Source organism: Leclercia adecarboxylata, assembly GCF_006874705.1.
Lineage (GTDB): Bacteria > Pseudomonadota > Gammaproteobacteria > Enterobacterales > Enterobacteriaceae > Enterobacter > Enterobacter adecarboxylatus_C.
Genome location: NZ_CP035382.1, coordinates 2,285,053 through 2,307,451, shown reverse-complemented (window position 1 = coordinate 2,307,451; position 22,399 = coordinate 2,285,053). Strand labels below are relative to the sequence as shown.

Here is a 22,399-nt window from a genome sequence, read left to right as displayed (position 1 = left end):
GGCTCCCTTTGGGAGCCGTTTTTTTTACTGCATAGCACGTTGGTTAAGCCATCTCAGTTTGCAGACGCATAACCTGACGGTTGACTTCGGACATCACAGAAAAGTGCTGTTTATCCTTCACTTTTGGGACAAGGATTTTGCCCTTATCAAACTCAAAAGCGCCAACATCCTTGATATACAACCGTCCACGGAACAGGATTTTTACGTATTTCGCCACCTGAAGCGGATTGTAGCGTTGAAAAATTTTCATTCTATTATCTCCTGCGAATCATACGCTCTTGCGGCGCCACAATCGGGCCGACTCTCTGGAGCGCAAATTTTGTTGCCCAATGACTATAGACGAGAAAAACGGTGACACCCAGTCTGCATAAGTTTATTTACCTTTTGATGACAAATAATCAGAATATTCTTTGCAATGGTCACTTTCGAACAGTATATGCCTTCGTTTTTGTGCAGATATGTGCGTTCCCCCTCACTCTGGCACCGGGATTGCGGGTAAAGCGCCGCGATCGCACTTATGATTAAAACCTATGACCAAGTGGTCGGATCACCTGCCAAAAAAATAAGGAAACACCATGACCCTACGTAACATCCTGGCAACTGCCTGCCTGTTGCTGCCACTGATGGCTTCTGCACATAATTTCGAGAAGGGACAACGTGTGCCGCCGGTGGGCATTGCCGACCGGGGAGAATTGATCCTCGACAATAATGAGTTTAGCTACAAAAAATGGAATAGCGCGCAGCTCCCAGGCAAAGTGCGAGTTGTGCTACATATTGCCGGCCGCTCGTCGGCAAAAGAGAAAAACGCAACCTTGATTGAAGCGATCAAGTCGGCACATTTACCAAAAGATAGCTACCAGACCACTACCATCGTCAACACCGACGATGCGATCCCGGGCTCGGGCATGTTTGTGCGCAGCAGCCTGGAGAGCAATAAAAAGCTCTATCCGTGGTCGCAGATCATCGTCGACAGTAACGGTACGGCACGCGGCGCGTGGCAGCTGGAAGAAGAGAGTTCAGCGGCGGCCGTACTGGATAAAGAGGGCCGCGTTCAGTGGGCGAAAGACGGGGCGCTGACCCAGGAAGAGGTGCAGCAGGTGATTGCCCTGCTGCATAAGCTGCTCGGTCAGTAAAGCGAGACCCGGAAGCCGGGATTGAGGAAGGATTCACGCGGGGTATAGTCGAGCGGCTTGCCCTGCCAGTCGTGAACGTGCGCTCCCGCGGCGGCGGCAACGGCGTGGCCTGCCGCCGTATCCCAGACGTTGGTCGGCCCGAAACGAGGATAGAGCTGCGCCTGCCCTTCTGCCACCAGGCAGAACTTCAGCGAGGAGCCAATCGAGGTTGTCTGATGCTCACCCAGCTGATGCAGATACTCCTGCAGTTCGTTATCCGAGTGCGAACGGCTGATCACCACCAGCGGCGGACGGGCATCACGCACCTGAATCTGCTTACGCACGCCGCACTCTTCTTTCCACGCTTTGCCGTCGGCGGCGCTGTACATCACCTTCAGCACCGGGGCATAGACCACCCCCAGCACCGCTTTGCCTTTCTCAATCAGGGCAATGTTCACGGTGAATTCACCATTACGTTTGATGAACTCCTTGGTGCCATCCAGGGGATCGACCAGCCAGTAACGCTGCCAGTGCTGGCGCTCATCCCAGGGCTGAGGATCTTCTTCTGACAGCACCGGAATATCGGGCGTCAGCGCCTGCAGACCCTGCAGGATCACCCCGTGCGCCGCGAGATCGGCGGCGGTCACCGGTGAGTCATCGATTTTTTGGATCACGTCCATCGGGATCTTGCCATCATAGACCTGCATGATGGCATCGCCCGCATCCCGTGCGAGCTGACAAATTTTATCTAACATTCTCCACCTCTTTGTTAACACAGTGGGTTTAACTCTTTGTTTTATTTATATCGCATTGTGAATAAATCCGCTATCTGTGAAGCAATTCCGGTTTCAGGGCTCTTTTTTCTGGCAGGATTCACAATTCTGTAAGCAAAAAAATATAGATACATATTCTTTTGTGGCCTGGTTCAAAAAAAGGACTCCTCTGATGATTAAGTTTAGCGCAACGCTCCTGGCGACGCTGATTGCAGCGAGCGTACAGGCGGCGACGGTCGATCTCCGCATTCTGGAAACGACCGACCTGCACAGCAATATGATGGACTTCGACTACTACAAAGATGCGCCGACGGAAAAGTTTGGTCTGGTGCGCACCGCCAGCCTGATTAACGCCGCCCGCAGCGAAGTGAAAAACAGCGTGCTGGTCGATAACGGGGACTTAATTCAGGGTAGTCCGCTTGGCGATTACATGGCGGCGAAAGGTCTGAAAAAGGGCGATATCCACCCGGTTTACAAGGCGCTGAACACGCTGGATTACGCGGTGGGCAACCTCGGTAACCATGAGTTTAACTACGGGCTGGATTATCTGCACATGGCGCTGTCCGGGGCCAAATTCCCGTACGTTAACGCCAATATCATCGACGTTAACACCAACAAGCCGCTGTTCACCCCTTATCTGATCAAAGAGACTTCCGTGGTCGACCAGGACGGGAAAGCGCAGATCCTGAAGATTGGCTATATCGGCTTTGTGCCGCCGCAGATCATGACCTGGGATAAGGCCAACCTGAGCGGCAAAGTGACGGTCAATGACATTACCGAAACCGCCCGTAAGTATGTGCCGGAGATGCGCGAGAAAGGCGCCGATCTGGTGGTGGTGGTGGCCCACTCCGGTCTCTCTGCCGATCCGTATCAGGCGATGGCGGAAAACTCGGTCTACTACCTCAGCGAAGTGAAAGGCGTCGACGCCATTCTCTTCGGCCATGCTCACGCGGTATTCCCGGGCAAAGATTTCGCCAGCATCAAAGGGGCGGATATTGCCAGAGGGACGCTGAACGGCGTGCCCGCGGTGATGCCGGGCATGTGGGGCGATCACCTTGGGGTGGTCGATCTGGTGCTGAATAATGACGGCGGCAAATGGCAGGTCACTGAGTCGAAGGCCGAAGCGCGACCGATTTACGATCTGGCGGCCAAAAAAGCGCTGGTGGGCGAGGATAAAAAGATCGTCGAGGCGCTGAAGCACGACCACGACGCCACCCGCGAGTTTGTCAGCAAGCCGATCGGTAAGTCTTCCGACAACATGTACAGCTACCTGTCGCTGGTGCAGGACGATCCCACCGTGCAGGTGGTGAACATGGCGCAGAAAGCCTACGTGGAGCGCTATATTCAGGGCGATCCGGACCTGGCGAAACTGCCGGTGCTCTCCGCCGCCGCGCCGTTTAAGGTGGGCGGGCGCAAGAACGATCCGGCCAGCTACGTCGAAGTGGAAAAAGGCCAGCTGACCTTCCGTAACGCCGCCGACCTCTATCTCTATCCGAACACCCTGGTGGTGGTCAAAGCCACCGGTCAGGAGGTGAAGGAGTGGCTGGAGTGCTCGGCCGGACAGTTCAACCAAATCGATAAGAACAGCACCCAGCCGCAGTCGCTGATCAACTGGGACGGGTTCCGCACCTATAACTTCGACGTGATCGACGGCGTGGAGTACCAGATTGATGTCTCCCGGCCGGCGAAATATGACGGCGAGTGCCAGGTGGTGAATGCTCAGGCGGAGCGTATCAAAAACCTGACCTTCAACGGCAAACCCATTGATCCAAAAGCGACCTTCCTGGTAGCAACCAACAACTATCGCGCCTACGGCGGCAAGTTTGCCGGGACCGGCGACAGCCATATCGCCTTCGCCTCACCGGACGAGAACCGCTCGGTGCTGGCGGCATGGATCGGTGAGCAGTCGAAAAAATCGGGTGAAATCCACCCGGCAGCGGATAACAACTGGCGTCTGGCGCCGATCCACAGCGACGTGAAGCTGGATGTTCGCTTTGAGACATCGCCATCAGAGAAAGCGGCGGCGTTTATCAAAGAGAAAGCGCAGTATCCGATGCATCAGGTAGCCACCGATGAGATCGGATTCGCGATTTATCAATTAGATTTGAGCAAATAGCAGCAAGTGCGTTTTGTAGGCCGGGTAAGGCGCAGCCGCCACCCGGCATCACGCCGCACGCTCGTCCCGGTTGCTCATCACCTGGGGTAAATTCAGCTCGATCCAGTCGGCCAGCGCCGCTACTTTCTCGCTCACCTCCTCTCCCAGCGGCGTCAGGCTGTACTCCACGTGCGGGGGTACCACCGGGTACGACACGCGATTAATAAACCCATCCTGCTCCAGGGCCTGCAGCGACTGGGCCAGCATCTTCTCGCTCACCCCGCCCATCTTGCGGCGCAGATCGCTAAAGCGGTGCGTCCCCTGACGCAGCGCCACCAGGATCAGCACGCCCCAGCGGCTGGCCACATGCTTGAGCACATCCCGGGAAGGGCACTGCTCGGCAAAGAGATTGCCGTCGCGCAGTTGCTCGCTAAGGGTTGGATTCGTCATTTGATACTTACCTTTTTGTACGTACTTACTAAAAGTTAGCTTGAGTGTTAGTGTGCCACAACATTCACACGAGACGAAGGATATTCATCATGATCGCGATTACCGGCGCTACCGGCCAGCTTGGCCAACTCGTTATTGAACAGCTGCTGAAAACCGTTCCGGCCAACCAGCTGGTCGCCATTGTGCGTAACCCGGCGAAGGCCGACGCGCTGAGCCAGCAGGGGGTGACCGTCCGTCAGGCCGATTACACCGACCAGGCCGCCTTTACTGCCGCGCTTGCGGGCGTGGATAAACTGCTGCTGATCTCCTCCAGCGAAGTGGGCCAGCGTGCGCCGCAGCATCAGAACGTGATTAACGCGGCGAAGGCGGCGGGCGTGAAATTTATCGCCTACACCAGCCTGCTGCATGCCGACACTTCCCCGCTGGGGCTGCACGTGGAACACGTCGACACCGAAAAAGCGCTGGCAGCCTCCGGCATTCCTTACGCCCTGCTGCGTAACGGCTGGTATACCGAAAACTACCTCGCCAGCGCCCCACCGGCTCTGGAGCATGGCGTCTTCATCGGCTCTGCGGGTGAAGGCAAAATCGCCTCTGCCACCCGCGCCGACTATGCCGCCGCTGCGGCCCGCGTCATCAGCGAAGAGGGTCATGCCGGGAAAGTGTATGAGCTGGCGGGTGACCAGGCGTGGACGTTAAGCGACCTGGCTGCCGAACTGAGCCGCCAGAGCGGGAAAAACGTGGCGTACCAGGACCTGAGCGAGGCCGATTTTGCCGCCGCGCTGAAGGGCGTGGGCTTGCCGGCGGGCCTGGCGGATATGCTGGCCGACTCCGACGTTGGTGCCTCGAAGGGCGGTCTGTTTGATGACAGCCATACTCTGCGCGCGCTGCTGGGCCGTCCGACTACCCCCTTGGCCGAGAGCGTGAAGGGCATCCTGTAATTGTTAAAAGCTGGTTAATTATTGTGGCATCCCCGCGGGTCATCTCTGATAATGAAATCTGACCCGCGAGGAGGCTCACCGTGCAAGGCGTACCCGAACAGTTCTTCGATGAGAGAGACAGCGCGCGCTTCCGCCATCTGGCGCAGCTGCCGGGCGTGGAGCTGTATCACGCCCATATCTCCCGCTACGCCTTTGAGCCCCACACCCACGAGGCCTTCGGTATCGGCGCTATTGAAGCCGGTGCCGAACGCTTTCGCTATCGCGGGACGCAGTACGTCGCTCCCGTCCATTCCGTTGTCACCATGAATCCCGATGAGCTGCATACCGGTGAGGCCGAAACCGCCGACGGCTGGCGCTACCGGATGATCTACCTCGAGCCGGATCTGCTGGAAGAGGTGACGGGCATCCGCCACTGGTGGTTCAGCGAGGTCACCCGCCACGATCCCCGCCGTTCGCAGCAGATCGGGCAGCTGATCTATGGCCTGTGGCATACCGACGATCCGCTGGCGCAAAAGGGAATGCTGCTGGATCTGATTGATACCTTCCAGCCGCTGGCGCGCCATGCCCCGGTTCTGCACGAAGGGACGCATCGCTTCGAGCGCGTGCGCGACTATCTGCATGACAACTATATGCACTCCCTGACCCTCGATGAGCTGGCGCAGGTGGTGTCGCTCAGCCCGTATCATTTCCAGCGCCAGTTTAAGGCCCATTTTCACGTCACGCCCCACCAGATGCTGATGGCGATCCGCCTGTGGCGCGCCAAAGCCTTTCTTACTCAAGGGCTCCCGGCGGCAGAAGTGGCCGCCGCGACGGGCCTGACCGATCAGTCGCACCTGACCCGGGCGTTTACGCGTCGGTACGGCATCACCCCCGTGCGCTACCAGAAACAGGTCGCGAAGCGCTAATGCGCAATCTCATACAATACGCCCCCCTTTTGCCTTTCTACACTGCCAGCAGGTTCAGCGAAAATGGATAGAAAAATGGTTAGCGGCGTGTTGTATGCCCTGCTTGCAGGGTTGATGTGGGGGCTGATTTTTGTCGGCCCGTTGATTGTGCCGGAGTACCCGGCGGCGTTGCAGTCGATGGGGCGTTACCTGGCGCTGGGGCTGATCGCCCTGCCGATCGCCTGGCTCGGCCGCGCGCGGTTACGCCAGCTTACCGGTCGCGACTGGCTGACCGCGCTGGCGCTGACCATGATGGGCAACCTCATCTATTACATCTGTCTGGCGAGCGCCATTCAGCGTACCGGGGCCCCCGTCTCAACGATGATCATCGGCACGCTGCCGGTGGTGATCCCGGTGTTCGCCAATCTGCTCTACAGCCAGCGCGACGGCAAGCTGGCATGGTCGAAGATGGTGCCCGGGCTGATCGCCATTGCCCTGGGGCTGGCCTGCGTCAACATTGCCGAGCTGCGGCACGGCGTGGCCGGAGGCAGCGGCTGGCGCTATGTCTCGGGGATCCTGCTGGCGTCGGTGTCGGTGGTCTGCTGGGCATGGTATGCCCTGCGTAATGCCCGCTGGCTGCGGGAAAATCCGGACAAACATCCGATGATGTGGGCTACCGCGCAAGCGCTGGTAACGCTGCCGGTATCGCTGCTGGGCTATCTCGCCGCCTGCGCCTGGCTGAACGTGCAGCAGCCGGACTTCGCCCTGCCGCTGGGGCCGCGTCCCTGGGTCTTCCTCGGGCTGATGGTGGCGATTGCCATCTGCTGCTCGTGGGTAGGTGCTCTGTGCTGGAACGTCGCCAGCCAGAAATTGCCGACGGTGATCCTGGGGCCGTTGATCGTTTTCGAAACCCTGGCTGGACTGCTGTATACCTTCCTGATGCGCCAGAGTCTGCCGCCGCTGTTAACCGGAACGGGGATTGTGTTGCTGGTGGTGGGAGTGGTGATCGCGGTCAGCGCGAAGCCGGAAAAACCCCTGGTCGTTCCGGCTTCGGAGCTGTAGATATTGCCCGGCGGCGCTACGCTTGCCGGGCCTACGGTTTCCCAGGCCGGGTAAGGCGAAGCCGCCACCCGGCAGGTTTCGTAGGCCGGGTAAGCGTTAGCGCCACCCGGCGTCTGTCAGAAGGTTTCCCAGTTAGCGTCCGTTGTGGCCAGCACCGGTTTCGCTTTTGCGGTATAGGTTTTCACTGGTACCGCTTTGGCCGCCTGACCGTGAACAATCTTAAACACCGCCACCGCCTCGTTCAGGCGCGCCGCCTGCTCTTCCAGCGCCGCCGCCGCCGCCGCAGACTCCTCAACCAGCGAGGCGTTCTGCTGGGTCACACGATCCATTTCGGCCACCGCCTGACCCACCTGGTCGATACCGCGGCTCTGCTCATCCGAAGCGGAAGCGATTTCGCCCATGATGTCGGTCACGCGGGTGACGGCGCTGACGATTTCCGCCATCGTCGCGCCGGCTTCATTCACCAGTGCGGAACCCGCGCTGACGCGCGCGCCAGAGTCGTCAATCAGGCCTTTGATCTCTTTCGCGGCCTGGGCGCTGCGCTGGGCCAGGGTACGGACTTCCCCTGCCACCACCGCAAATCCGCGCCCCTGCTCGCCGGCACGCGCCGCTTCTACCGCCGCGTTCAGCGCCAGAATGTTGGTCTGGAAGGCGATGCCATCAATCACGTTAGTGATCTGGGCAATCTTGCTGGAGCTGGTGGCGATCTCGTCCATGGTGCGCACCACGCCTTCAACCACGTTTCCGCCTTTCTTCGCGGTAGAGGAGGCATCCAGCGCCAGCCGTGACGCCTGACGGGCGTTATCGGCGTTCTGCTTCACGGTGGCGGTTAACTGCTCCATGCTGGCTGCGGTCTCTTCCAGCGAGGCCGCCTGCTGCTCGGTGCGGGAAGAGAGGTCGTTGCTGCCTGCGGAGATTTCACCGGCGCCGGTGAAAATGGTGTCCGCCCCATCGCGGACCACGCCCACGGTGTTGGCCAGCGCCTTTTGCATTTCGTGAACGTTATGCGCCAGCAGCGCCATTTCATTTTGACCCCGGGCATCGATCGGTTGCGTCAGATCGCCGGCGGCAATGGCGCGAATATGCGCAATCACCTCATGCAGCGGCTTCAGCAGCACGTTGCGCATGGCGATCCAGCTGGCGACAATCACCGCCACCACAACCACCATAATGGCCGAGAGGATCCACAGGATACGCTGGTAGTCGTTCTCGTTATCGGTGATGCCCGCGCTGGTCAGCTTCGCCTGCGCTTCACGCCATTCGCGGTAAACAGCCTGCATCGCCACCTGCTTCTTCTCGGCATTCTGCTTGAACATATCGTCCAGCTTGCCCTCGGCCAACAGCGCGTTCATTTTCGTCAGCGTGGTGTGGTAAGCGCGATACTGCTCTTCCAGCCGATCGGCCAGCTTCTCATCCATACCCGGTGTTTCCGGCAGGGCATAGTATTTGTCGTAGTGCCCCTGCGCTTCGGCCAGCAGGGATTTCCCGGCGGTGACCAGCTCGCCCAGCTGCGTGCCGTTGATCTCGGTCGCCGTACTGCTTTGCAGACGAAGCATGCCGCGGTTAAGGGTAACGCGCGCCTGGTTCAGACTGATCCACGCGTCGGTAAACTCTGCCACGTTCTGGCTTGACAGCTGGGAGACGGTGAAATTGCTCTTATCATTGTTCAGGGCATTGATAAAAACCGTCGCGGCGATGATTTGCATCAGCCCGAGCACCAGCAGTACCGAGACTAACAGGGTGATTACTTTAATCCGTTTAAACATTCTTAACCTTATGTGCAGGACATTGTCTGTTGAGGACATATCGGCAGAGCAGGCGTGTTATTTAACGTTTCGTGGTCTAACCACCCTATTTTTTGGAAATAATCAAATCCATTCAGCAAGTTAAACCATAAGAAAGTTTTGTGAATTACCCTCCTTTTTACCCTCTGCTCCTAAAGGGTTATATCTTCAACTTAAAGATGCATTTAAAATACATCTTATCAAATAACGATGAGGTAACGACCATGGCCTTCCGCGACCAACCTTTAGGCGAGCTGGCGCTCTCCATCCCACGCGCTTCCGCGCTGTTTCGTAAATACGATATGGATTACTGCTGCGGCGGTAAGCAAACCCTGGCGCGGGCGGCATCGCGTAAGGAACTGGATCTGGACCTCATCGAAGCTGAACTGGCAAAACTGGCTGAGCAGCCGCTGGAAAAAGACTGGCGCAGTGTGGCGCTGGGCGAAATCATCAATCACATCATCGTCCGCTACCATGACCGCCACCGTGAGCAGCTGCCGGAACTGATCCTGCAGGCGACCAAAGTTGAGCGCGTCCATGCGGAGAAAGCCTCTGTCCCGCGCGGTCTGGCGAAGAACCTGACCATGCTGCACGAAGAGCTCTCCAGCCACATGATGAAAGAGGAGCAGATCCTGTTCCCGATGATCAAACAGGGGATGGGTAGCCAGGCGATGGGGCCCATCAGCGTGATGGAAAGCGAGCATGACGACGCCGGTGAACTGGTGGAGGTGATCAAGCACATCACCAACAACGTGACCCCGCCGGCAGATGCCTGCACCACCTGGCGCGCAATGTATAACGGGATTAACGAGATGATCGACGACCTGATGGAGCACATCAGCCTCGAGAATAACGTGCTGTTCCCGCGGGCGCTGGCCGGGGAATAAAAAAAGCCCGGTGGCGCTAGCGCTTACCGGGCCTACAAACGGCAACCGACGTTGCCGTTTCGCTTTTACCTTACGCCAGCCATTCTTTTCTTACCAATAAACAGCCAGCCCAGTCCCAGCGCGATAAACCACAGCGGCGTCACGATCAGCGCCTGACGGGTATCCTCTTCCAGAGTCAGCAGCACCAGCACAAACACGAAGAACGCCATGCAGACCCAGCACATCAGCTTGCCAAGCGGCATCTTGTAGATGGATTTTTCATGCAGGTGCGGACGCTGTTTGCGGTACACCAGGTACGAGCACAGGATGATGGTCCAGACGAACATGAACAGGATCGCCGAGACCGTGGTGATCATGGTGAACGCGCCAATCACGCTTGGGTTCACGTAGAGCATCACCACGCCGCCCAGCAGGCAGATACAGGAGAAGGTCAGCCCTTTTGCCGGTACCGCACGCTTTGAGAGCTTGGCGAACGCGCTCGGCGCCACGCCTTCCTGCGCCAGGCCGAACAGCATACGGCTGGTGGAGAACACGCCGCTGTTAGCCGACGAGGCCGCGGAGGTCAGCACCACGAAGTTAATCAGGCTCGCCGCTGCCGGCAGACCCACCAGCACAAACAGCTCAACGAAAGGGCTCTTGGTTGGGACAACGGAACTCCACGGCGTGACCGACATAATTACGATCAGCGCGAAGACGTAGAACATGATGATACGCACGGGAATCGAGTTAATCGCCCGCGGCAGAGACTTCTCAGGATCTTTGGTTTCAGCAGCTGTCGTACCTACCAGCTCAATCCCCACGAAGGCGAAGACCGCAATCTGGAAGCCGGCAAAGAATCCGCTCAGCCCTTTCGGGAACCAGCCGCCGTCATTCCACAGATGGGAGAACGAGGCCTCAACGCCGCTCGGGGAGGTAAAGTGAGTCATGACCATCACCAGGCCGACCACAATCAGGCCGACAATGGCGACGATTTTGATCATCGCGAACCAGAACTCCATCTCACCGAACATTTTTACGGTGGCGAGGTTAAGGCTCAGCAGCAGAACAATTACCGCCAGCGAGGCAACCCAGTCCGACAGCCCGGGGAACCAGAACTGCGCATAGGCCGTAATGGCGACGACGTCGGCCATCCCGGTGACCACCCAGCAGAACCAGTAGGTCCAGCCGGTAAAGTAACCCGCCCACGGCCCGAGAAGGTCGGAGGCAAAGTCGCTGAAGGATTTGTATTCGAGATTCGAGAGCAGCAGCTCTCCCATTGCCCGCATCACGAAAAAGAGCATAAAGCCGATGATCATATAGACAAAAATGATCGACGGACCGGCAAGGCTGATGGTTTTGCCTGACCCCATAAACAGCCCGGTGCCGATGGCCCCGCCGATGGCGATAAGCTGAATATGACGGTTTGTGAGATTACGCCGTAGCGACTGTTCAGACGGTGCCTCTTCGTCGGCAACGACTTTTACCTGATCTACCATGTGATGTTTTCCTGTTGTAACTGCCTGTGTTGTTTAGGCTCTTCTGGCCCTTTATTACGTCGAAAAGCGACGGCCCGGTTAAGGACTCATCGATATTAGGTAAGAATCAGCGGGATGAATACTATGATTTAAATATTATGTTAACAATATGTTGAAAATGAGTGTCATATCACTCAAGCCACGCAAAACAGCTCACAAAAATACACTTAATGCGGTTATTTGCAAGATAATCTGTTGATTGGCGCGTAACTATAGGTTTTTTAACTGATTTCCCCTCCCCTGCTGGGGAGAGGAAAGTGCGCGGAATTACAGAATTTCCAGCAGCTCGACTTCAAAGACCAGGGTGCTGAATGGCGGAATGGATGCGCCTGCGCCACGCTCGCCGTAGGCCAGGTTCTGAGGGATAGTCAGTTCCCATTTGGAGCCAACCGGCATCAGGGTCAGAGCTTCGATCCAGCCTGGGATCACGCCGTTTACCGGGAATTCAGCCGGTTCGCCGCGGGCAACGGAGCTGTCGAACACGGTGCCGTCGATCAGTTTACCGGTGTAGTGCACGCGAACGTGGTCGGTACGTGCCGGGATTGCGCCGTCACCCTGATTGATCACGCGGAACTGCAGGCCGGTTTCAGTGCTGTTCACGCCTTCGCGCTCACGGTTCTCTTCGAGGAACTTCTCGCCTGCCGCTGCCATCTCTTCAAAACGCGCGCGACGCACGGTGTCAGCACGCTCGTGGATTTCGCGCAGCGCGCGGTGAACCACATCAACCGGAACCGCCGGGTGCTTGCCTTCCAGCGCATCGGCGATACCCGCCACCAGCGCTTCCGGTAACAGACCCTGCAGACCTGATTCGCTCAGCTGCTGTCCTACCTGCAAACCAATACCGTAGCTTGCCTGCGCTTCGATTGTGTCAAAAGTCGGGGTGGTCATGGGATTTCCTTCCATCACATTTAAAGTAGCGGGCAGCATAACAGCCACCTTCCATCCGGTAAAACTTTGTCTTATGGAAAGATGACAAATTGCGATGAAACGGAAACAATAGAGACTATCTGGATTTTTCCCGAATGTGTGTCACGGAAGCCGGCTTTGCAATGCTCATCAGGCAGTTAGCAAACTATACTTCTCGGGACAGGAAAAAAGACGCGGAGCAGGAGGAGAGCCATGCCCGGGCCATTTGAACTAAAACCTACCCTGACGAAAATCTGGCATGCGCCAGACAACTTTCGCATCATGGACCCGCTGCCGCCCCTGCACCGCAGAGGCATTATCATCGGTGCGCTGATGGTTATTGTTGGTTTTCTGCTGCCAGGCGCTGACGACAGCGCGACTGCGCCTGTGCGCCGGGATGCCGAACTGGATTTCCGTTCGCAGACGCAGCCGCAGCCCGATAGCCAACCGATGCAGACGCAGCTGGTTTCCCCCTCTAACGATCCGGGCCAGATGGCGCCGGTTGAGCCGGAGCCGATTCAGGAAGAGCAGCCCCAGGAGCAGGCCGCCGCGCCCGTGCAGTCGCAGCCGGTGCCGGGTATCGAACAGCAGTGGCGTTCCTACCGCGTAGAGCCGGGCAAAACGATGGCGCAGCTGTTCCGCGATCACAACCTGCCGCCGACCGATGTCTATGCGATGGCGCAGGTTGAAGGTGCGGGCAAGCCGCTGAGCAATCTGCAAAATGGTCAGATGGTGCAGATCCGCCAGAATGCGAGCGGCGTGGTGACAGGGCTGACCATTGACAGCGGCAATGGTCAGCAGGTGCTGTTTACCCGTCAGTCTGACGGCAGCTTTATCCGCGCTAAATAGCAGTTCGCCCGGTAGCGCGTTGCTTACCGGGCCTGTTTTCCACTCACTTTGTTGACCCACCAGATCCCCGAGCAGACCAGCACCAGCGCCACGGCATATTTGATCTCAAGGATATTCTCCCCGAGGAAAATCGCAGAGAGGACGGTTCCAGCCACCGGCACTAAGAAGTTGAAGGGTGCAATCATACTGACGCGGTTGTACTTCAGCAGCAAACTCCACAGCGCAAACGCCACCGAGGAGAGCAGGGTCAGATAACCGAGGATGGCCGCCGCTTTGACGCTGGGTACTGCCAGCGTTCCGCCTGTGATATAGCCTCCGACAACCAGCATCACCCCGCCTATCGCCAGCTGCCAGCCGGTCATCACCATCGGGTCGACCGTCTGAGAAATACGTTTGCCATACAGCGTGGCGGCTGAAAGGATAAACGCCGCCAGCACCACAAAACCGTCTCCATTCCAGACAAAGTGGAAGTCCTGCAGGCCGCTATTGAAGTTCACGATCATCACCCCGGCAAAACCGAGGATACAACCGAGGGCTTTGTTGTAGCTGATCTTGTCGTTCTGATAAATAAAGTGCGCCAGCATGACGCTAAAGAAGGTGGCGGTCGCGTTCATGATCGATCCTTTGGCACCCGTCGTGTAAGCGAGACCGATATAAAAGAACGTGTACTGGATAGCCGTCTGCGTCAGGCCCAGTACCGTCAGCTGTCCAAACTGCCGCGGGCTGAGTCGACCAATTGGCTTGCGCTGGGCAAGGGCTAACAGCAGCAACAGCAGGCCGGCAAACACAAAGCGATAACCCGCAAAGACGACTTTTGATGAAATATCGTTGGTCGCAATCTGAAAGAGTTCGTAGCCGCTTTTAATGGCGGGATAGGAGCTTCCCCATAACAAACAGCACAGCGTCGCGCTGGCGAAAACGATGTTTTTACGGGCAAAAATCGGCGTGGGCAGAACGGAGTCCATAGCAAATCTCGAAGATAAAATGGCGTTTCATTTTATTATCAGAGAACGCGGCAGGAATAGCTACCCTGGAAGGCAAAAGGTGGGACAGGGCGCGTTAAAAAAGCAAAACGCCGGCACAAGGCCGGCGCTTCGACGTGGTGACGAGTAATTACTTACTCAGCAACAACGTTAACAACCAGTTTAGCGAAGACTTCGCTGTGAACCTGGAAGTCCACTTCGTGCTCACCGGTGGTACGCAGAACGCCGTTCGGCAGACGAACTTCGCTCTTAGCCACTTTAACGCCAGCTGCAGTTACTGCATCAGCGATGTCGCGGGTACCGATGGAACCGAACAGTTTACCTTCGTCGCCAGCTTTAGACGCGATGGTAACAGTGCCCAGTGCGTTGATTTCTTCAGCGCGAGCGTTAGCAGCCGCCAGAACGTCAGCCAGTTTGGCTTCCAGTTCAGCACGACGTGCTTCGAAAAACTCTACGTTTTTCTTGGTAGCAGGAACAGCTTTACCCTGTGGAACCAGGAAGTTACGAGCGTAGCCCGCTTTAACGTTTACCTGATCACCCAGGCTGCCCAGGTTTGCTACTTTATCAAGCAGAATAACTTGCATTACCTTATCCTCTTAAAGTCGTATTAATGGACCGTGCCCGATTACTGATGACGATCAGTGTACGGCAGCAGGGACAGGTAGCGAGCGCGTTTGATAGCGCGAGCCAGCTGACGCTGGTATTTTGCACGAGTACCGGTGATACGGCTTGGGACAATCTTACCGCTTTCGGTGATGTAGTTTTTCAGCGTTGCGATATCTTTATAGTCGATCTCTTGAACGCCTTCCGCGGTGAAACGGCAGAACTTGCGACGACGGAAATAACGTGCCATATGGCTAGTCTCCAGAATCTATCAAATCAATCTGCTCGGCATGCAGAACCATTTTGCTCAGACCGTTCTTTGCCTTGTGGCAAGAGATGAACCCCTGAACGGTTACTGCGCTACCGACCGTTATACTGTGAGTAATGGCCTGGTTTTCGTGTCCGCTAATAATAACGGGCATTTGGCACCACGCCTGCCGGTGAAACCCGGCTTCCTCCTGCACTGAACGATGCTCAAGCACGAACTGGCAGTGAGGAATTCCTGATGGGCTGACCTTACGAAGGGGGGTCCTGCACACGGTACCGGACAACACCAGACGGTTGGTCATCAGAAATTACTCTTCAGAATCCCCAGCATCAGAATCATCTGCGGTTTCGTTTGCGAAATCATCGCGACGCTCACGGCGCTCGTCTTTCGCTTTAACCATCGGAGATGCTTCGGTCACTGCGTTTTTGGTACGCATAACCATGCTGCGGATAACGGCATCGTTGAAGCGGAAGTTAGTTTCCAGCTCATCGATCGCTTCCTGCGGTGCTTCAACGTTCAGCAGAACGTAGTGAGCTTTGTGCAGTTTGTTGATCGGATAAGCCAGCTGACGGCGGCCCCAGTCTTCCAGACGGTGGATCGTGCCTTCTGCTGCAGTGATTGCACCAGTGTAGCGCTCGATCATACCCGGAACCTGTTCGCTCTGGTCAGGATGGACCATAAAAACGATTTCGTAATGACGCATCGAATTGCTCCTTACGGATTATTCAGCCTCCTGTCTGGGTCAGCCGAGGCCCGGGGAGGCAAGGAACGTGTTAAAGGTCGGCTGAAAAATTGACGCGTCATAATACTTGCGGCCCCCTGGAAACTCAAGCGCATTGCACAAATAATTCGCACAAAGCGCAAAGCTCGTCTAAGTGGGTGATTTACCATAGCTCACGGACGATCGCGGCGCTTTTTTGAACAACAGCATCAGAAATGGTCGCCATTGCCCACCAGATAAGGGGTTACACTTTAATCAGACCCCTTCTGAGGACAAAACCCGAAGTGATTATCGTCGCACCGTAGTTTGTCGTGGAGCGCATATCATGAAAAAGATAAACCTTGCCATTCTGGCTGCGCTTTTGCTCAGTGCAAACGCGACAGCAGCGATTCAGGTTGACGGCCGACAGGCCAGGAATATGGATGATGTGCAAAGTCTGGGCGTCATTTATATCAACCACAACTTCGCTACGGAAAGCGAAGCAACAGAAGCCATTACTGCAGAAGCCGAAGCGCGGGATGCCCGCTACTATCACGTCATGCTCACCCGTGAACCGGGCAGCAACGGCAATATGCACGTCAGCGCAGATATCTACCGGTAATGCTTTGACGCTAGCACCAGGAAAGCCAACAACGAAAATATTGTCATAGTCTAATTAGCCCCCTGCCCGGGGGCTTTTTTTATTTTTGCCCGTAATAAGCATTCGGGCCATGCTTGCGCATAAAGTGCTTGTCCATCAGGTAGCTGTCTATAGGTTGCAGATGAGGGTTGATGCCGCGAGCTATCCACGCCATTCGCGCCACCTCCTCCATCACCACGGCATTATGCACGGCATCGTGCGCATCTTTACCCCAGGCGAAGGGGCCATGCTGATAGACCACTATCCCCGGCCTGTGCAGCGGTTCGCTCTCACCCAGAGTTTCAACGATCACCCTGCCGGTATTGAGTTCGTACTCCCCCTGCACCTCCTCTTCGGTTAATGCCCGCGTACAGGGAATATCGCCAAAAAAGTAGTCTGCATGGGTAGTGCCCAGTGCCGGAATAGCCAGCCCCGCCTGCGCCCAGGCCGTGGCGTGGGTGGAGTGGGTATGCACCACGCCGCCAAGGGAGGGGTAACGCCGGTACAGCGCCAGATGGGTCGCGGTATCGGACGAAGGCCGCCATTGGCCCTCCACCACCTTGCCGTCGAGATCCACCACTACCATGTCTTCCACGCGCATGGTCTCGTAGGCCACGCCGCTGGGTTTAATCGCCACCAGCCCACGGCTCCGGTCAATCGCGCTGACGTTTCCCCAGGTAAAGGTGACCAGAGCGTAACGCGGCAAATCCATGTTTGCCTCAAATGCCTGCTGTTTAAGCTGCTGCATTTTCGCCTCCCATAAGCCCGGCCCGCGCCATCCGCTCCAGCACCCAGTCCCGGGCTTTTGCCACCTCTTGCAGCGGATCTTCTGCGGTTTCGCTCCACATCTCAATCAGCCAGGGCCCGCAATAGCCACTCTCTTTCAGCGTCTGGAAACAGCGCTCAAAATCCACTACGCCACTGCCGAACGGCACGTTTTTGAATACGCCTGGCCGCGTGTCTTTGACGTGTACCGCCACGATATGACCAATACCCGCCTGTAGTTCCATCTGAACGTCGTTATCCCACGCGGACAGGTTGCCGATATCGGGATAGAGCTGGAACCACGGGTTATTAAGGTAATGGGCATAACCCAGCGCCTTGCTGATGGAGTTCATCAGCGGGTAGTCCATGATCTCCATCGCCAGCATCACCTGGGCGCGGCTCGCCATCTCGACGCTCTCTTTCAGACCATCACGGAAACGACGGCGCGTTTCGTTGTTGGCCTGCTGGTAGTAAACGTCATAGCCTGCCAGCTGGATGACGCGGATCCCTACGTCCTGGGCAAAGCGAATCGCTTTACGCATGATCGCCAGCCCCTGTGCGCGCACGGCGTCATCTTCACTACCCAGCGGAAAGCGACGATGGGCACTCAGGCACATTGAGGACACGCGCACGCCGGTTTCGGCCACCGCATTCACCAGCGCCAGACGCTGCTCGCGGCTCCAGTCGAGACGGGAAAGGCGCGCATCCGTCTCATCCACCGACATTTCGACGAAATCGAAACCCAGCGATTGCGCCAGTTTCAGTCGCTCGAGCCAGCACTCCCCGGCGGGGAGTGCCTTTTCATAGATACCTAGCGGCACCTGCTTGCTTAACATAACCGCTCCTTATCCCCACAGCTGGGCAATGGAACGTTTAAACTGGCGCGCCGCTTCCACCGGCGAAGCAGCATCACGAATGCTGCGCCCGGCGATAAAGACATGAATCGGGATACCTTTGAACAGCGGCAGATCCTCCAGCGCCAGGCCACCGGTGACGGTGACCTTAAAGCCCATCTCCGCCAGGCGCTTAACGGCACTGATATCCGCATCACCCCAGGCGACTCCCGCGGCCTGCGCATCGCGGCTGCGGTGATAGACCACCTGCTGAATGCCTGCATCGCGCCACTCTTCCGCCTGCTTCCAGGTCCAGAAACCGGTGAGTTCGATCTGCACGTCGCCGTTAAACTCTTTAGCAACGTCCAGCGCCCCTTTGGCGGTATTGATATCCGCACAGCAGATCACTGTCACCCAGTCGGCGTTAGCTTCGAAGCACATCCGCGACAGGATTTTGCCCGCATCTGCGATCTTGGCGTCAGCCAGCACAATTTTGTGAGGATAGAGCGCTTTCAGATCGCGCACGGCGCGAACGCCTTCCCCCACGCACAGAATGGTGCCCACCTCGATGATGTCCACCTCTTCGGCGATCAGACGTGTCGTTTCGTAAGCGTGGGCCAGGGTTTGGTTATCCAGCGCGACCTGCAACATTGGTAATGACATTTCCGTTCCCTCTTAAAGTGCCGCCGCAGTGGCGTTATCGATTAAATCCAGGACGTCCTGCCCGGTGCGGCAGGCGCGTAATCGGTCAAAGTTGGCTTCATCTTCAAACAGATTGACGATCTGCATGATGCCCACCTCCTGATGGGTGTTGGCATCGACGGCCGCCATGGTGATGAGGATATCGACCGGATCGTTATCTTCGTGGTTAAACACCAGCGGCGTTTTCAGGGTGACCAGGGCGAAACCGGTTTTTTTAACGCCCTCTTCCGGACGGCCATGCGGCATCGCCAGCCCCGGGGCAATCACAAAGTACGGCCCAAACTGCTCAACGCCATCGAGAATGGCCTGGTAATAGCGCGGCTCAACAACATCGGCCTTAACCAGCAGGTCAACGCTCAGCTTTACCGCTTCCTGCCAGGTGCTGGCCTCGGCCTGTAACAGGATTGAGTCATTTTCAGCCAGCGAATCACGGAGTTTCATATGGCTCCCCTTACTTCACGTCTTGTGGAAAGTGCTCTTTGATCACTTCCAGCAGTTTTGGGCCAAAGTCCGCAGGCGACAGCATGTTGCGCACCCCCACCACATATTTATTGCCTGTGACGCTGATTTCACCGGCGATATGGGTAGAGGCGATGATGATATCCGCGCCGTTCAGTTCACTTTTGTATTCACCTACCGCACAGCTGTTCACCGTGTGGTCAATGTTTGACTGGGTTAAAAATTGGTCCACTTTCATCTTCATGATCATGGAGCTACCTTGCCCATTGCCACACACAGCCAGGATACGTACGGTCATAGTCAAAACTCCTTAGTGAGCAGAAACTTCTGCTGTTTGTTGTTCCGCATCTTCTTCCGCCCGCAGCGAACGGCCAGCGAAGAACATATACGCCAGGGCAATCAGAATAATGACGGCCATAAAGACGATGCCGAGGGAGGCGAAGCCCTGCATCATTGGCGGGGCCAGAATTGACCAGTCGGCCATCCCCATCCAGGCGCTCATGCCGGTGAGCTTGACCGCCCACACGCAGCCGAAGATTTCAATCATCCCCATCACCAGGCAGATCTTGAGCGCCGCGCGCCAGCCGCCAAAGTGGTTAGCAAACACGCCAATGGTGGCGTTGGAGAAGAACATCGGGATAAAGCCTGGAATGATGAGGATGGAAGAGCCGCAGCCCACCAGAATACCGACCGCAATCAGCTGACCGATGGTGCCCCACATAAAGCCCCACACCACCGCATTCGGCGCAAAGCTATAGATAGCCGCACAGTCGATCGCCAGAACCGCGCCGGGGATCAGGCGCTGAGAGATACCGTTGAAGGCTTCGGAGAGCTCGGCCACGAACATGCGCACGCCCTGGGTAATAATGAAAATGGCCACCGCAAAAGAGAAACCGGTTTGCAGGATGTAGATCGTCCAGTGGGTTTTACCCGCCATCGCCTGGACAACGTCAATCCCGAACGAGAGCAAAATCGCGCCGAAGAAGATGGTCATGACTATCGCCGTCGAGACGATGTTGTCGTGGAAAATATTCAGCCAGCCCGGCAGCTTGAGATCTTCCACGCTCTCCTCTTTTTTGCCGAGGTAAGGCGCGACTTTATAGGCAATCCAGGAGGCGAACTGCTGCTGGTGGCCGATGGAGAAGCCGCAGCCGTCAGTCACTTCCTGGGTCGGCTTGAACATCATGTTGGAGGTGATACCCCAGTAGAGCGACACCAGCACTGCGGTGCAGATGATGGTGGTCCACATTGGGTAGCCGCAGATATAGAAGAAAACGGCAATTAGCCCGGCCTGCTGGAACATGATGTGGCCGGTCAGCATGATGGTACGAATGCCTGTAATACGGCGCAGCAGGACATAAATAATGTTCAGCGCCAGCGCCAGCAGCACGGCGTATCCCACCCAACTGTAGGCATCGCCCATGCGTTCGATGGTGGCCATCATGGAAGCATAGGTGTCAGATATGGCGCCGTTAATGCCATAAACTTCGGACATTTTGGCGACAACGGGCTTAAAGGTGCTGGTTAAAATACCTGAACCTGCCTGAAGCAGCATAAAACCGATGATGGTCTTAATGGTGCCTTTGATTATCACGCTCACGCTTTTACGCAGCAGGATATAACCCAGGCAAGTCACGATACCCAGCAGCAGCGGGGCATTGGTCATGACCTGATTAAAAAAGACGGTAAAGACGCTGTAGAGGATCTCCATAACACTCTCCGGTAAAGGCAGTACGATGCGTAGTGCTCGTACAACAGGCCACCACTCTAGTAATCACAAATAATCACCACAAGATTGCATTTGATTATTTGTGACGCATCACGCAAATTATTTCCCTGCACAGAGCAATGTCTTTACCGACAATAGACCAACCTAATACAAATCATTTAATTTCAATAAGATATGTAAATATAACAGCTAAAATCATAGATCGTTTTTGTCAGAGACGTCCTTTCAACGCGACATTTTGCTGTAATCAGGCCATTGCATTACTGACTCATTGGTGACAATATCAATCAAATTAAATCACCATATGATTAATTGTGAGAAAGAGGGAGTCTGACAATGAGTAAAGTGAACACCATCACCCGCGAATCATGGATCCTCAGCACCTTCCCGGAATGGGGAACCTGGCTGAATGAAGAGATTGAACAGGAGCAGGTTGCGCCAGGCACCTTTGCCATGTGGTGGCTGGGCTGTACCGGGATCTGGTTGAAATCCCAGGGTGGCGCGAATGTCTGTGTCGACTTCTGGTGCGGGACCGGCAAGCAAAGCCACGGTAATCCGCTAATGAAGAAAGGGCATCAGATGCAGCGTATGGCGGGGGTGCAAAAGCTGCAACCGAACCTGCGCACCACGCCGTTTGTCCTCGATCCGTTCGCCATCCGTCAGATCGATGCCGTGCTGGCAACCCACGATCATAACGATCACATTGATGTGAATGTCGCCGCCGCCGTAATGCAAAACTGTGCGCCAGACGTGCCCTTTATCGGCCCGCAAACCTGCGTGGATATCTGGATCGGCTGGGGCGTGCCACAGGATCGCTGCATCGTGGTGAAGCCGGGCGATGTGGTGAAAATCAAAGACATTGAAATCCACGCGCTGGATGCGTTTGACCGTACGGCGCTGATTACGCTGCCGGCAGATCAGAAGGCAGCCGGTGTGCTGCCGGACGGCATGGACGAGCGCGCGGTAAACTATCTGTTTAAAACCCCGGGTGGTACCCTGTACCACAGCGGCGACTCGCACTACTCCAACTACTATGCCAAACACGGCAACGAGCACCATATCGACGTGGCGCTGGGTTCCTATGGCGAGAATCCACGCGGCATCACCGATAAAATGACCAGTGCCGATATTCTGCGCATGGCAGAAGCCCTCAATACTCAGGTGGTGATCCCGTTCCACCACGATATCTGGTCAAACTTCCAGGCCGATCCGCAGGAGATCCGCGTGCTGTGGGAGATGAAAAAAGATCGACTGAAATATGGCTTTAAGCCGTTTATCTGGCAGGTGGGCGGCAAGTTTACCTGGCCGCTGGATAAAGACAATTTTGAGTATCACTACCCGCGCGGCTTTGACGACTGCTTCACCATTGAACCGGATCTGCCGTTCAAATCTTTCCTGTAATTGCTTCCCCCTCGCCAGGCGCTGCGCCTGGCGAGCCCATCATTTACTTAGTAATTTCAGGC

At 56.3% G+C, this 22,399-nt stretch carries 26 protein-coding genes; 9 read left to right on the top strand and 17 right to left on the bottom strand.

Annotated features, from left to right (window positions below; translation table 11 throughout):
• Positions 1 to 43: 43 nt before the first annotated feature.
• Positions 44 to 250, bottom strand: coding sequence for a DUF1107 domain-containing protein (locus tag ES815_RS12005; RefSeq protein ID WP_032616223.1), 207 nt, complete (start codon positions 248 to 250; stop codon positions 44 to 46).
• 325 nt (positions 251 to 575) lie between these two features.
• Between ES815_RS12005 and ES815_RS12000 the strand changes: the two genes are divergently transcribed.
• Positions 576 to 1,133, top strand: a complete 558-nt coding sequence (locus tag ES815_RS12000) for a YtfJ family protein (protein ID WP_142487986.1) — start codon at positions 576 to 578, stop codon at positions 1,131 to 1,133.
• Here the strand turns inward: ES815_RS12000 and cysQ are convergent.
• On the bottom strand, positions 1,127 to 1,867 hold the full coding sequence (cysQ, locus tag ES815_RS11995) for a 3'(2'),5'-bisphosphate nucleotidase CysQ (RefSeq protein ID WP_142487985.1): 741 nt from the start codon (positions 1,865 to 1,867) through the stop codon (positions 1,127 to 1,129). The two genes, ES815_RS12000 and cysQ, sit on opposite strands and share 7 nt — an antisense overlap.
• A gap of 190 nt (positions 1,868 to 2,057) precedes the next feature.
• On the opposite strand from cysQ, the gene cpdB reads away from it, so the two are divergent.
• On the top strand, positions 2,058 to 4,001 hold the full coding sequence (gene cpdB / locus ES815_RS11990) for a 2',3'-cyclic-nucleotide 2'-phosphodiesterase (RefSeq protein WP_142487984.1): 1,944 nt from the start codon (positions 2,058 to 2,060) through the stop codon (positions 3,999 to 4,001).
• Positions 4,002 to 4,049: 48 nt separating this feature from the next.
• On the opposite strand, the gene ES815_RS11985 is transcribed toward cpdB, so the two are convergent.
• Entirely contained in the window at positions 4,050 to 4,430 is a 381-nt protein-coding gene (locus ES815_RS11985) for a winged helix-turn-helix transcriptional regulator (RefSeq protein ID WP_185902405.1), read from the bottom strand.
• Positions 4,431 to 4,519: 89 nt separating this feature from the next.
• Here ES815_RS11985 and ES815_RS11980 point away from each other — a divergent pair, with 89 nt between their 5' ends.
• The 3 genes from ES815_RS11980 (at position 4,520) to ES815_RS11970 (ending at position 7,314) form a co-directional block, all read left to right on the top strand.
• Positions 4,520 to 5,368 carry an SDR family oxidoreductase gene (locus ES815_RS11980; RefSeq protein ID WP_142487982.1) on the top strand — a complete coding sequence of 283 codons (849 nt, stop codon included), beginning with the start codon at positions 4,520 to 4,522 and terminating at the stop codon, positions 5,366 to 5,368.
• Positions 5,369 to 5,448: 80 nt separating this feature from the next.
• Positions 5,449 to 6,273 carry an AraC family transcriptional regulator gene (locus ES815_RS11975; protein ID WP_142487981.1) on the top strand — a complete coding sequence of 275 codons (825 nt, stop codon included), beginning with the start codon at positions 5,449 to 5,451 and terminating at the stop codon, positions 6,271 to 6,273.
• A 75-nt stretch (positions 6,274 to 6,348) separates the two neighbouring features.
• The gene (locus ES815_RS11970) at positions 6,349 to 7,314 is read left to right on the top strand and encodes a DMT family transporter (protein ID WP_142490049.1); all 966 of its coding nucleotides are present in this window, start codon (positions 6,349 to 6,351) and stop codon (positions 7,312 to 7,314) included.
• A 116-nt stretch (positions 7,315 to 7,430) separates the two neighbouring features.
• Here the strand turns inward: ES815_RS11970 and ES815_RS11965 are convergent, their stop codons facing one another.
• On the bottom strand, positions 7,431 to 9,080 hold the full coding sequence (locus ES815_RS11965; RefSeq protein WP_142487980.1) for a methyl-accepting chemotaxis protein: 1,650 nt from the start codon (positions 9,078 to 9,080) through the stop codon (positions 7,431 to 7,433).
• A gap of 242 nt (positions 9,081 to 9,322) precedes the next feature.
• Here ES815_RS11965 and ytfE point away from each other — a divergent pair, with 242 nt between their 5' ends.
• Complete coding sequence (gene ytfE / locus ES815_RS11960) at positions 9,323 to 9,985, top strand: iron-sulfur cluster repair protein YtfE (protein WP_106994067.1); 663 nt, start codon at positions 9,323 to 9,325, stop codon at positions 9,983 to 9,985.
• Positions 9,986 to 10,050: 65 nt separating this feature from the next.
• Here the strand turns inward: ytfE and cycA are convergent, their stop codons facing one another.
• Positions 10,051 to 11,460, bottom strand: a complete 1,410-nt coding sequence (gene cycA / locus ES815_RS11955; RefSeq protein WP_142487979.1) for a D-serine/D-alanine/glycine transporter — start codon at positions 11,458 to 11,460, stop codon at positions 10,051 to 10,053.
• A gap of 306 nt (positions 11,461 to 11,766) precedes the next feature.
• On the bottom strand, positions 11,767 to 12,387 hold the full coding sequence (fklB, locus tag ES815_RS11950; RefSeq protein WP_185902404.1) for an FKBP-type peptidyl-prolyl cis-trans isomerase: 621 nt from the start codon (positions 12,385 to 12,387) through the stop codon (positions 11,767 to 11,769).
• Positions 12,388 to 12,618: 231 nt separating this feature from the next.
• On the opposite strand from fklB, the gene ES815_RS11945 reads away from it, so the two are divergent.
• Positions 12,619 to 13,254: an OapA family protein gene (locus ES815_RS11945; protein ID WP_142487977.1), complete on the top strand. Its 636-nt coding sequence runs from the start codon at positions 12,619 to 12,621 to the stop codon at positions 13,252 to 13,254.
• Between the two features lie 23 nt (positions 13,255 to 13,277).
• Here the strand turns inward: ES815_RS11945 and ES815_RS11940 are convergent, their stop codons facing one another.
• The 5 genes from ES815_RS11940 to rpsF form a co-directional block, all read right to left on the bottom strand.
• A complete protein-coding gene (locus tag ES815_RS11940; RefSeq protein ID WP_142487976.1) occupies positions 13,278 to 14,219 on the bottom strand; it encodes a DMT family transporter in 942 nt (313 codons plus the stop codon).
• A 152-nt stretch (positions 14,220 to 14,371) separates the two neighbouring features.
• Positions 14,372 to 14,821, bottom strand: a complete 450-nt coding sequence (rplI, locus tag ES815_RS11935; RefSeq protein ID WP_142487975.1) for a 50S ribosomal protein L9 — start codon at positions 14,819 to 14,821, stop codon at positions 14,372 to 14,374.
• A gap of 41 nt (positions 14,822 to 14,862) precedes the next feature.
• Positions 14,863 to 15,090 carry a 30S ribosomal protein S18 gene (gene rpsR, locus ES815_RS11930; RefSeq protein WP_000135199.1) on the bottom strand — a complete coding sequence of 76 codons (228 nt, stop codon included), beginning with the start codon at positions 15,088 to 15,090 and terminating at the stop codon, positions 14,863 to 14,865.
• 4 nt (positions 15,091 to 15,094) lie between these two features.
• The gene (priB, locus tag ES815_RS11925) at positions 15,095 to 15,409 is read right to left on the bottom strand and encodes a primosomal replication protein N (RefSeq protein WP_006178996.1); all 315 of its coding nucleotides are present in this window, start codon (positions 15,407 to 15,409) and stop codon (positions 15,095 to 15,097) included.
• Positions 15,410 to 15,415: 6 nt separating this feature from the next.
• A complete protein-coding gene (rpsF, locus tag ES815_RS11920) occupies positions 15,416 to 15,811 on the bottom strand; it encodes a 30S ribosomal protein S6 (RefSeq protein ID WP_011915632.1) in 396 nt (131 codons plus the stop codon).
• 343 nt (positions 15,812 to 16,154) lie between these two features.
• On the opposite strand from rpsF, the gene yjfY reads away from it, so the two are divergent.
• Positions 16,155 to 16,430 (top strand): DUF1471 family protein YjfY, encoded by a 276-nt coding sequence (yjfY, locus tag ES815_RS11915; protein WP_142487974.1) that lies wholly within the window; start codon positions 16,155 to 16,157, stop codon positions 16,428 to 16,430.
• A gap of 79 nt (positions 16,431 to 16,509) precedes the next feature.
• On the opposite strand, the gene ES815_RS11910 is transcribed toward yjfY, so the two are convergent.
• Genes ES815_RS11910 through ulaA form a run of 6 tightly spaced genes read right to left on the bottom strand, consistent with a single transcriptional unit; the run spans position 16,510 to position 20,918 of the window.
• Positions 16,510 to 17,196 carry an L-ribulose-5-phosphate 4-epimerase gene (locus ES815_RS11910; RefSeq protein ID WP_142487973.1) on the bottom strand — a complete coding sequence of 229 codons (687 nt, stop codon included), beginning with the start codon at positions 17,194 to 17,196 and terminating at the stop codon, positions 16,510 to 16,512.
• A complete protein-coding gene (locus ES815_RS11905) occupies positions 17,183 to 18,049 on the bottom strand; it encodes an L-ribulose-5-phosphate 3-epimerase (RefSeq protein ID WP_142487972.1) in 867 nt (288 codons plus the stop codon). Before ES815_RS11905 ends, ES815_RS11910 begins: the two co-directional genes overlap by 14 nt.
• A gap of 9 nt (positions 18,050 to 18,058) precedes the next feature.
• Entirely contained in the window at positions 18,059 to 18,709 is a 651-nt protein-coding gene (locus ES815_RS11900) for a 3-keto-L-gulonate-6-phosphate decarboxylase UlaD (RefSeq protein ID WP_142487971.1), read from the bottom strand.
• A gap of 12 nt (positions 18,710 to 18,721) precedes the next feature.
• Positions 18,722 to 19,189, bottom strand: a complete 468-nt coding sequence (gene ulaC / locus ES815_RS11895) for a PTS ascorbate transporter subunit IIA (protein WP_142487970.1) — start codon at positions 19,187 to 19,189, stop codon at positions 18,722 to 18,724.
• A gap of 10 nt (positions 19,190 to 19,199) precedes the next feature.
• Positions 19,200 to 19,505, bottom strand: a complete 306-nt coding sequence (ulaB, locus tag ES815_RS11890) for a PTS ascorbate transporter subunit IIB (protein ID WP_108476136.1) — start codon at positions 19,503 to 19,505, stop codon at positions 19,200 to 19,202.
• 12 nt (positions 19,506 to 19,517) lie between these two features.
• On the bottom strand, positions 19,518 to 20,918 hold the full coding sequence (gene ulaA, locus ES815_RS11885) for a PTS ascorbate transporter subunit IIC (RefSeq protein WP_142487969.1): 1,401 nt from the start codon (positions 20,916 to 20,918) through the stop codon (positions 19,518 to 19,520).
• A gap of 354 nt (positions 20,919 to 21,272) precedes the next feature.
• On the opposite strand from ulaA, the gene ulaG reads away from it, so the two are divergent.
• A complete protein-coding gene (ulaG, locus tag ES815_RS11880) occupies positions 21,273 to 22,337 on the top strand; it encodes an L-ascorbate 6-phosphate lactonase (protein WP_142487968.1) in 1,065 nt (354 codons plus the stop codon).
• Positions 22,338 to 22,399: the final 62 nt, after the last annotated feature.

Coding starts and splice junctions, on each gene's coding strand:
- ES815_RS12005 (WP_032616223.1), bottom strand. CDS start 250: ATGAAAATTTTTCAACGCTACAATCCGCTTCAGGTGGCGAAATACGTA.
- ES815_RS12000 (WP_142487986.1), top strand. CDS start 576: ATGACCCTACGTAACATCCTGGCAACTGCCTGCCTGTTGCTGCCACTG.
- cysQ (WP_142487985.1), bottom strand. CDS start 1,867: ATGTTAGATAAAATTTGTCAGCTCGCACGGGATGCGGGCGATGCCATC.
- cpdB (WP_142487984.1), top strand. CDS start 2,058: ATGATTAAGTTTAGCGCAACGCTCCTGGCGACGCTGATTGCAGCGAGC.
- ES815_RS11985 (WP_185902405.1), bottom strand. CDS start 4,430: ATGACGAATCCAACCCTTAGCGAGCAACTGCGCGACGGCAATCTCTTT.
- ES815_RS11980 (WP_142487982.1), top strand. CDS start 4,520: ATGATCGCGATTACCGGCGCTACCGGCCAGCTTGGCCAACTCGTTATT.
- ES815_RS11970 (WP_142490049.1), top strand. CDS start 6,349: ATGGTTAGCGGCGTGTTGTATGCCCTGCTTGCAGGGTTGATGTGGGGG.
- ES815_RS11965 (WP_142487980.1), bottom strand. CDS start 9,080: ATGTTTAAACGGATTAAAGTAATCACCCTGTTAGTCTCGGTACTGCTG.
- ytfE (WP_106994067.1), top strand. CDS start 9,323: ATGGCCTTCCGCGACCAACCTTTAGGCGAGCTGGCGCTCTCCATCCCA.
- cycA (WP_142487979.1), bottom strand. CDS start 11,460: ATGGTAGATCAGGTAAAAGTCGTTGCCGACGAAGAGGCACCGTCTGAA.
- fklB (WP_185902404.1), bottom strand. CDS start 12,387: ATGACCACCCCGACTTTTGACACAATCGAAGCGCAGGCAAGCTACGGT.
- ES815_RS11945 (WP_142487977.1), top strand. CDS start 12,619: ATGCCCGGGCCATTTGAACTAAAACCTACCCTGACGAAAATCTGGCAT.
- ES815_RS11940 (WP_142487976.1), bottom strand. CDS start 14,219: ATGGACTCCGTTCTGCCCACGCCGATTTTTGCCCGTAAAAACATCGTT.
- rplI (WP_142487975.1), bottom strand. CDS start 14,821: ATGCAAGTTATTCTGCTTGATAAAGTAGCAAACCTGGGCAGCCTGGGT.
- rpsR (WP_000135199.1), bottom strand. CDS start 15,090: ATGGCACGTTATTTCCGTCGTCGCAAGTTCTGCCGTTTCACCGCGGAA.
- priB (WP_006178996.1), bottom strand. CDS start 15,409: ATGACCAACCGTCTGGTGTTGTCCGGTACCGTGTGCAGGACCCCCCTT.
- rpsF (WP_011915632.1), bottom strand. CDS start 15,811: ATGCGTCATTACGAAATCGTTTTTATGGTCCATCCTGACCAGAGCGAA.
- yjfY (WP_142487974.1), top strand. CDS start 16,155: ATGAAAAAGATAAACCTTGCCATTCTGGCTGCGCTTTTGCTCAGTGCA.
- ES815_RS11910 (WP_142487973.1), bottom strand. CDS start 17,196: ATGCAGCAGCTTAAACAGCAGGCATTTGAGGCAAACATGGATTTGCCG.
- ES815_RS11905 (WP_142487972.1), bottom strand. CDS start 18,049: ATGTTAAGCAAGCAGGTGCCGCTAGGTATCTATGAAAAGGCACTCCCC.
- ES815_RS11900 (WP_142487971.1), bottom strand. CDS start 18,709: ATGTCATTACCAATGTTGCAGGTCGCGCTGGATAACCAAACCCTGGCC.
- ulaC (WP_142487970.1), bottom strand. CDS start 19,189: ATGAAACTCCGTGATTCGCTGGCTGAAAATGACTCAATCCTGTTACAG.
- ulaB (WP_108476136.1), bottom strand. CDS start 19,505: ATGACCGTACGTATCCTGGCTGTGTGTGGCAATGGGCAAGGTAGCTCC.
- ulaA (WP_142487969.1), bottom strand. CDS start 20,918: ATGGAGATCCTCTACAGCGTCTTTACCGTCTTTTTTAATCAGGTCATG.
- ulaG (WP_142487968.1), top strand. CDS start 21,273: ATGAGTAAAGTGAACACCATCACCCGCGAATCATGGATCCTCAGCACC.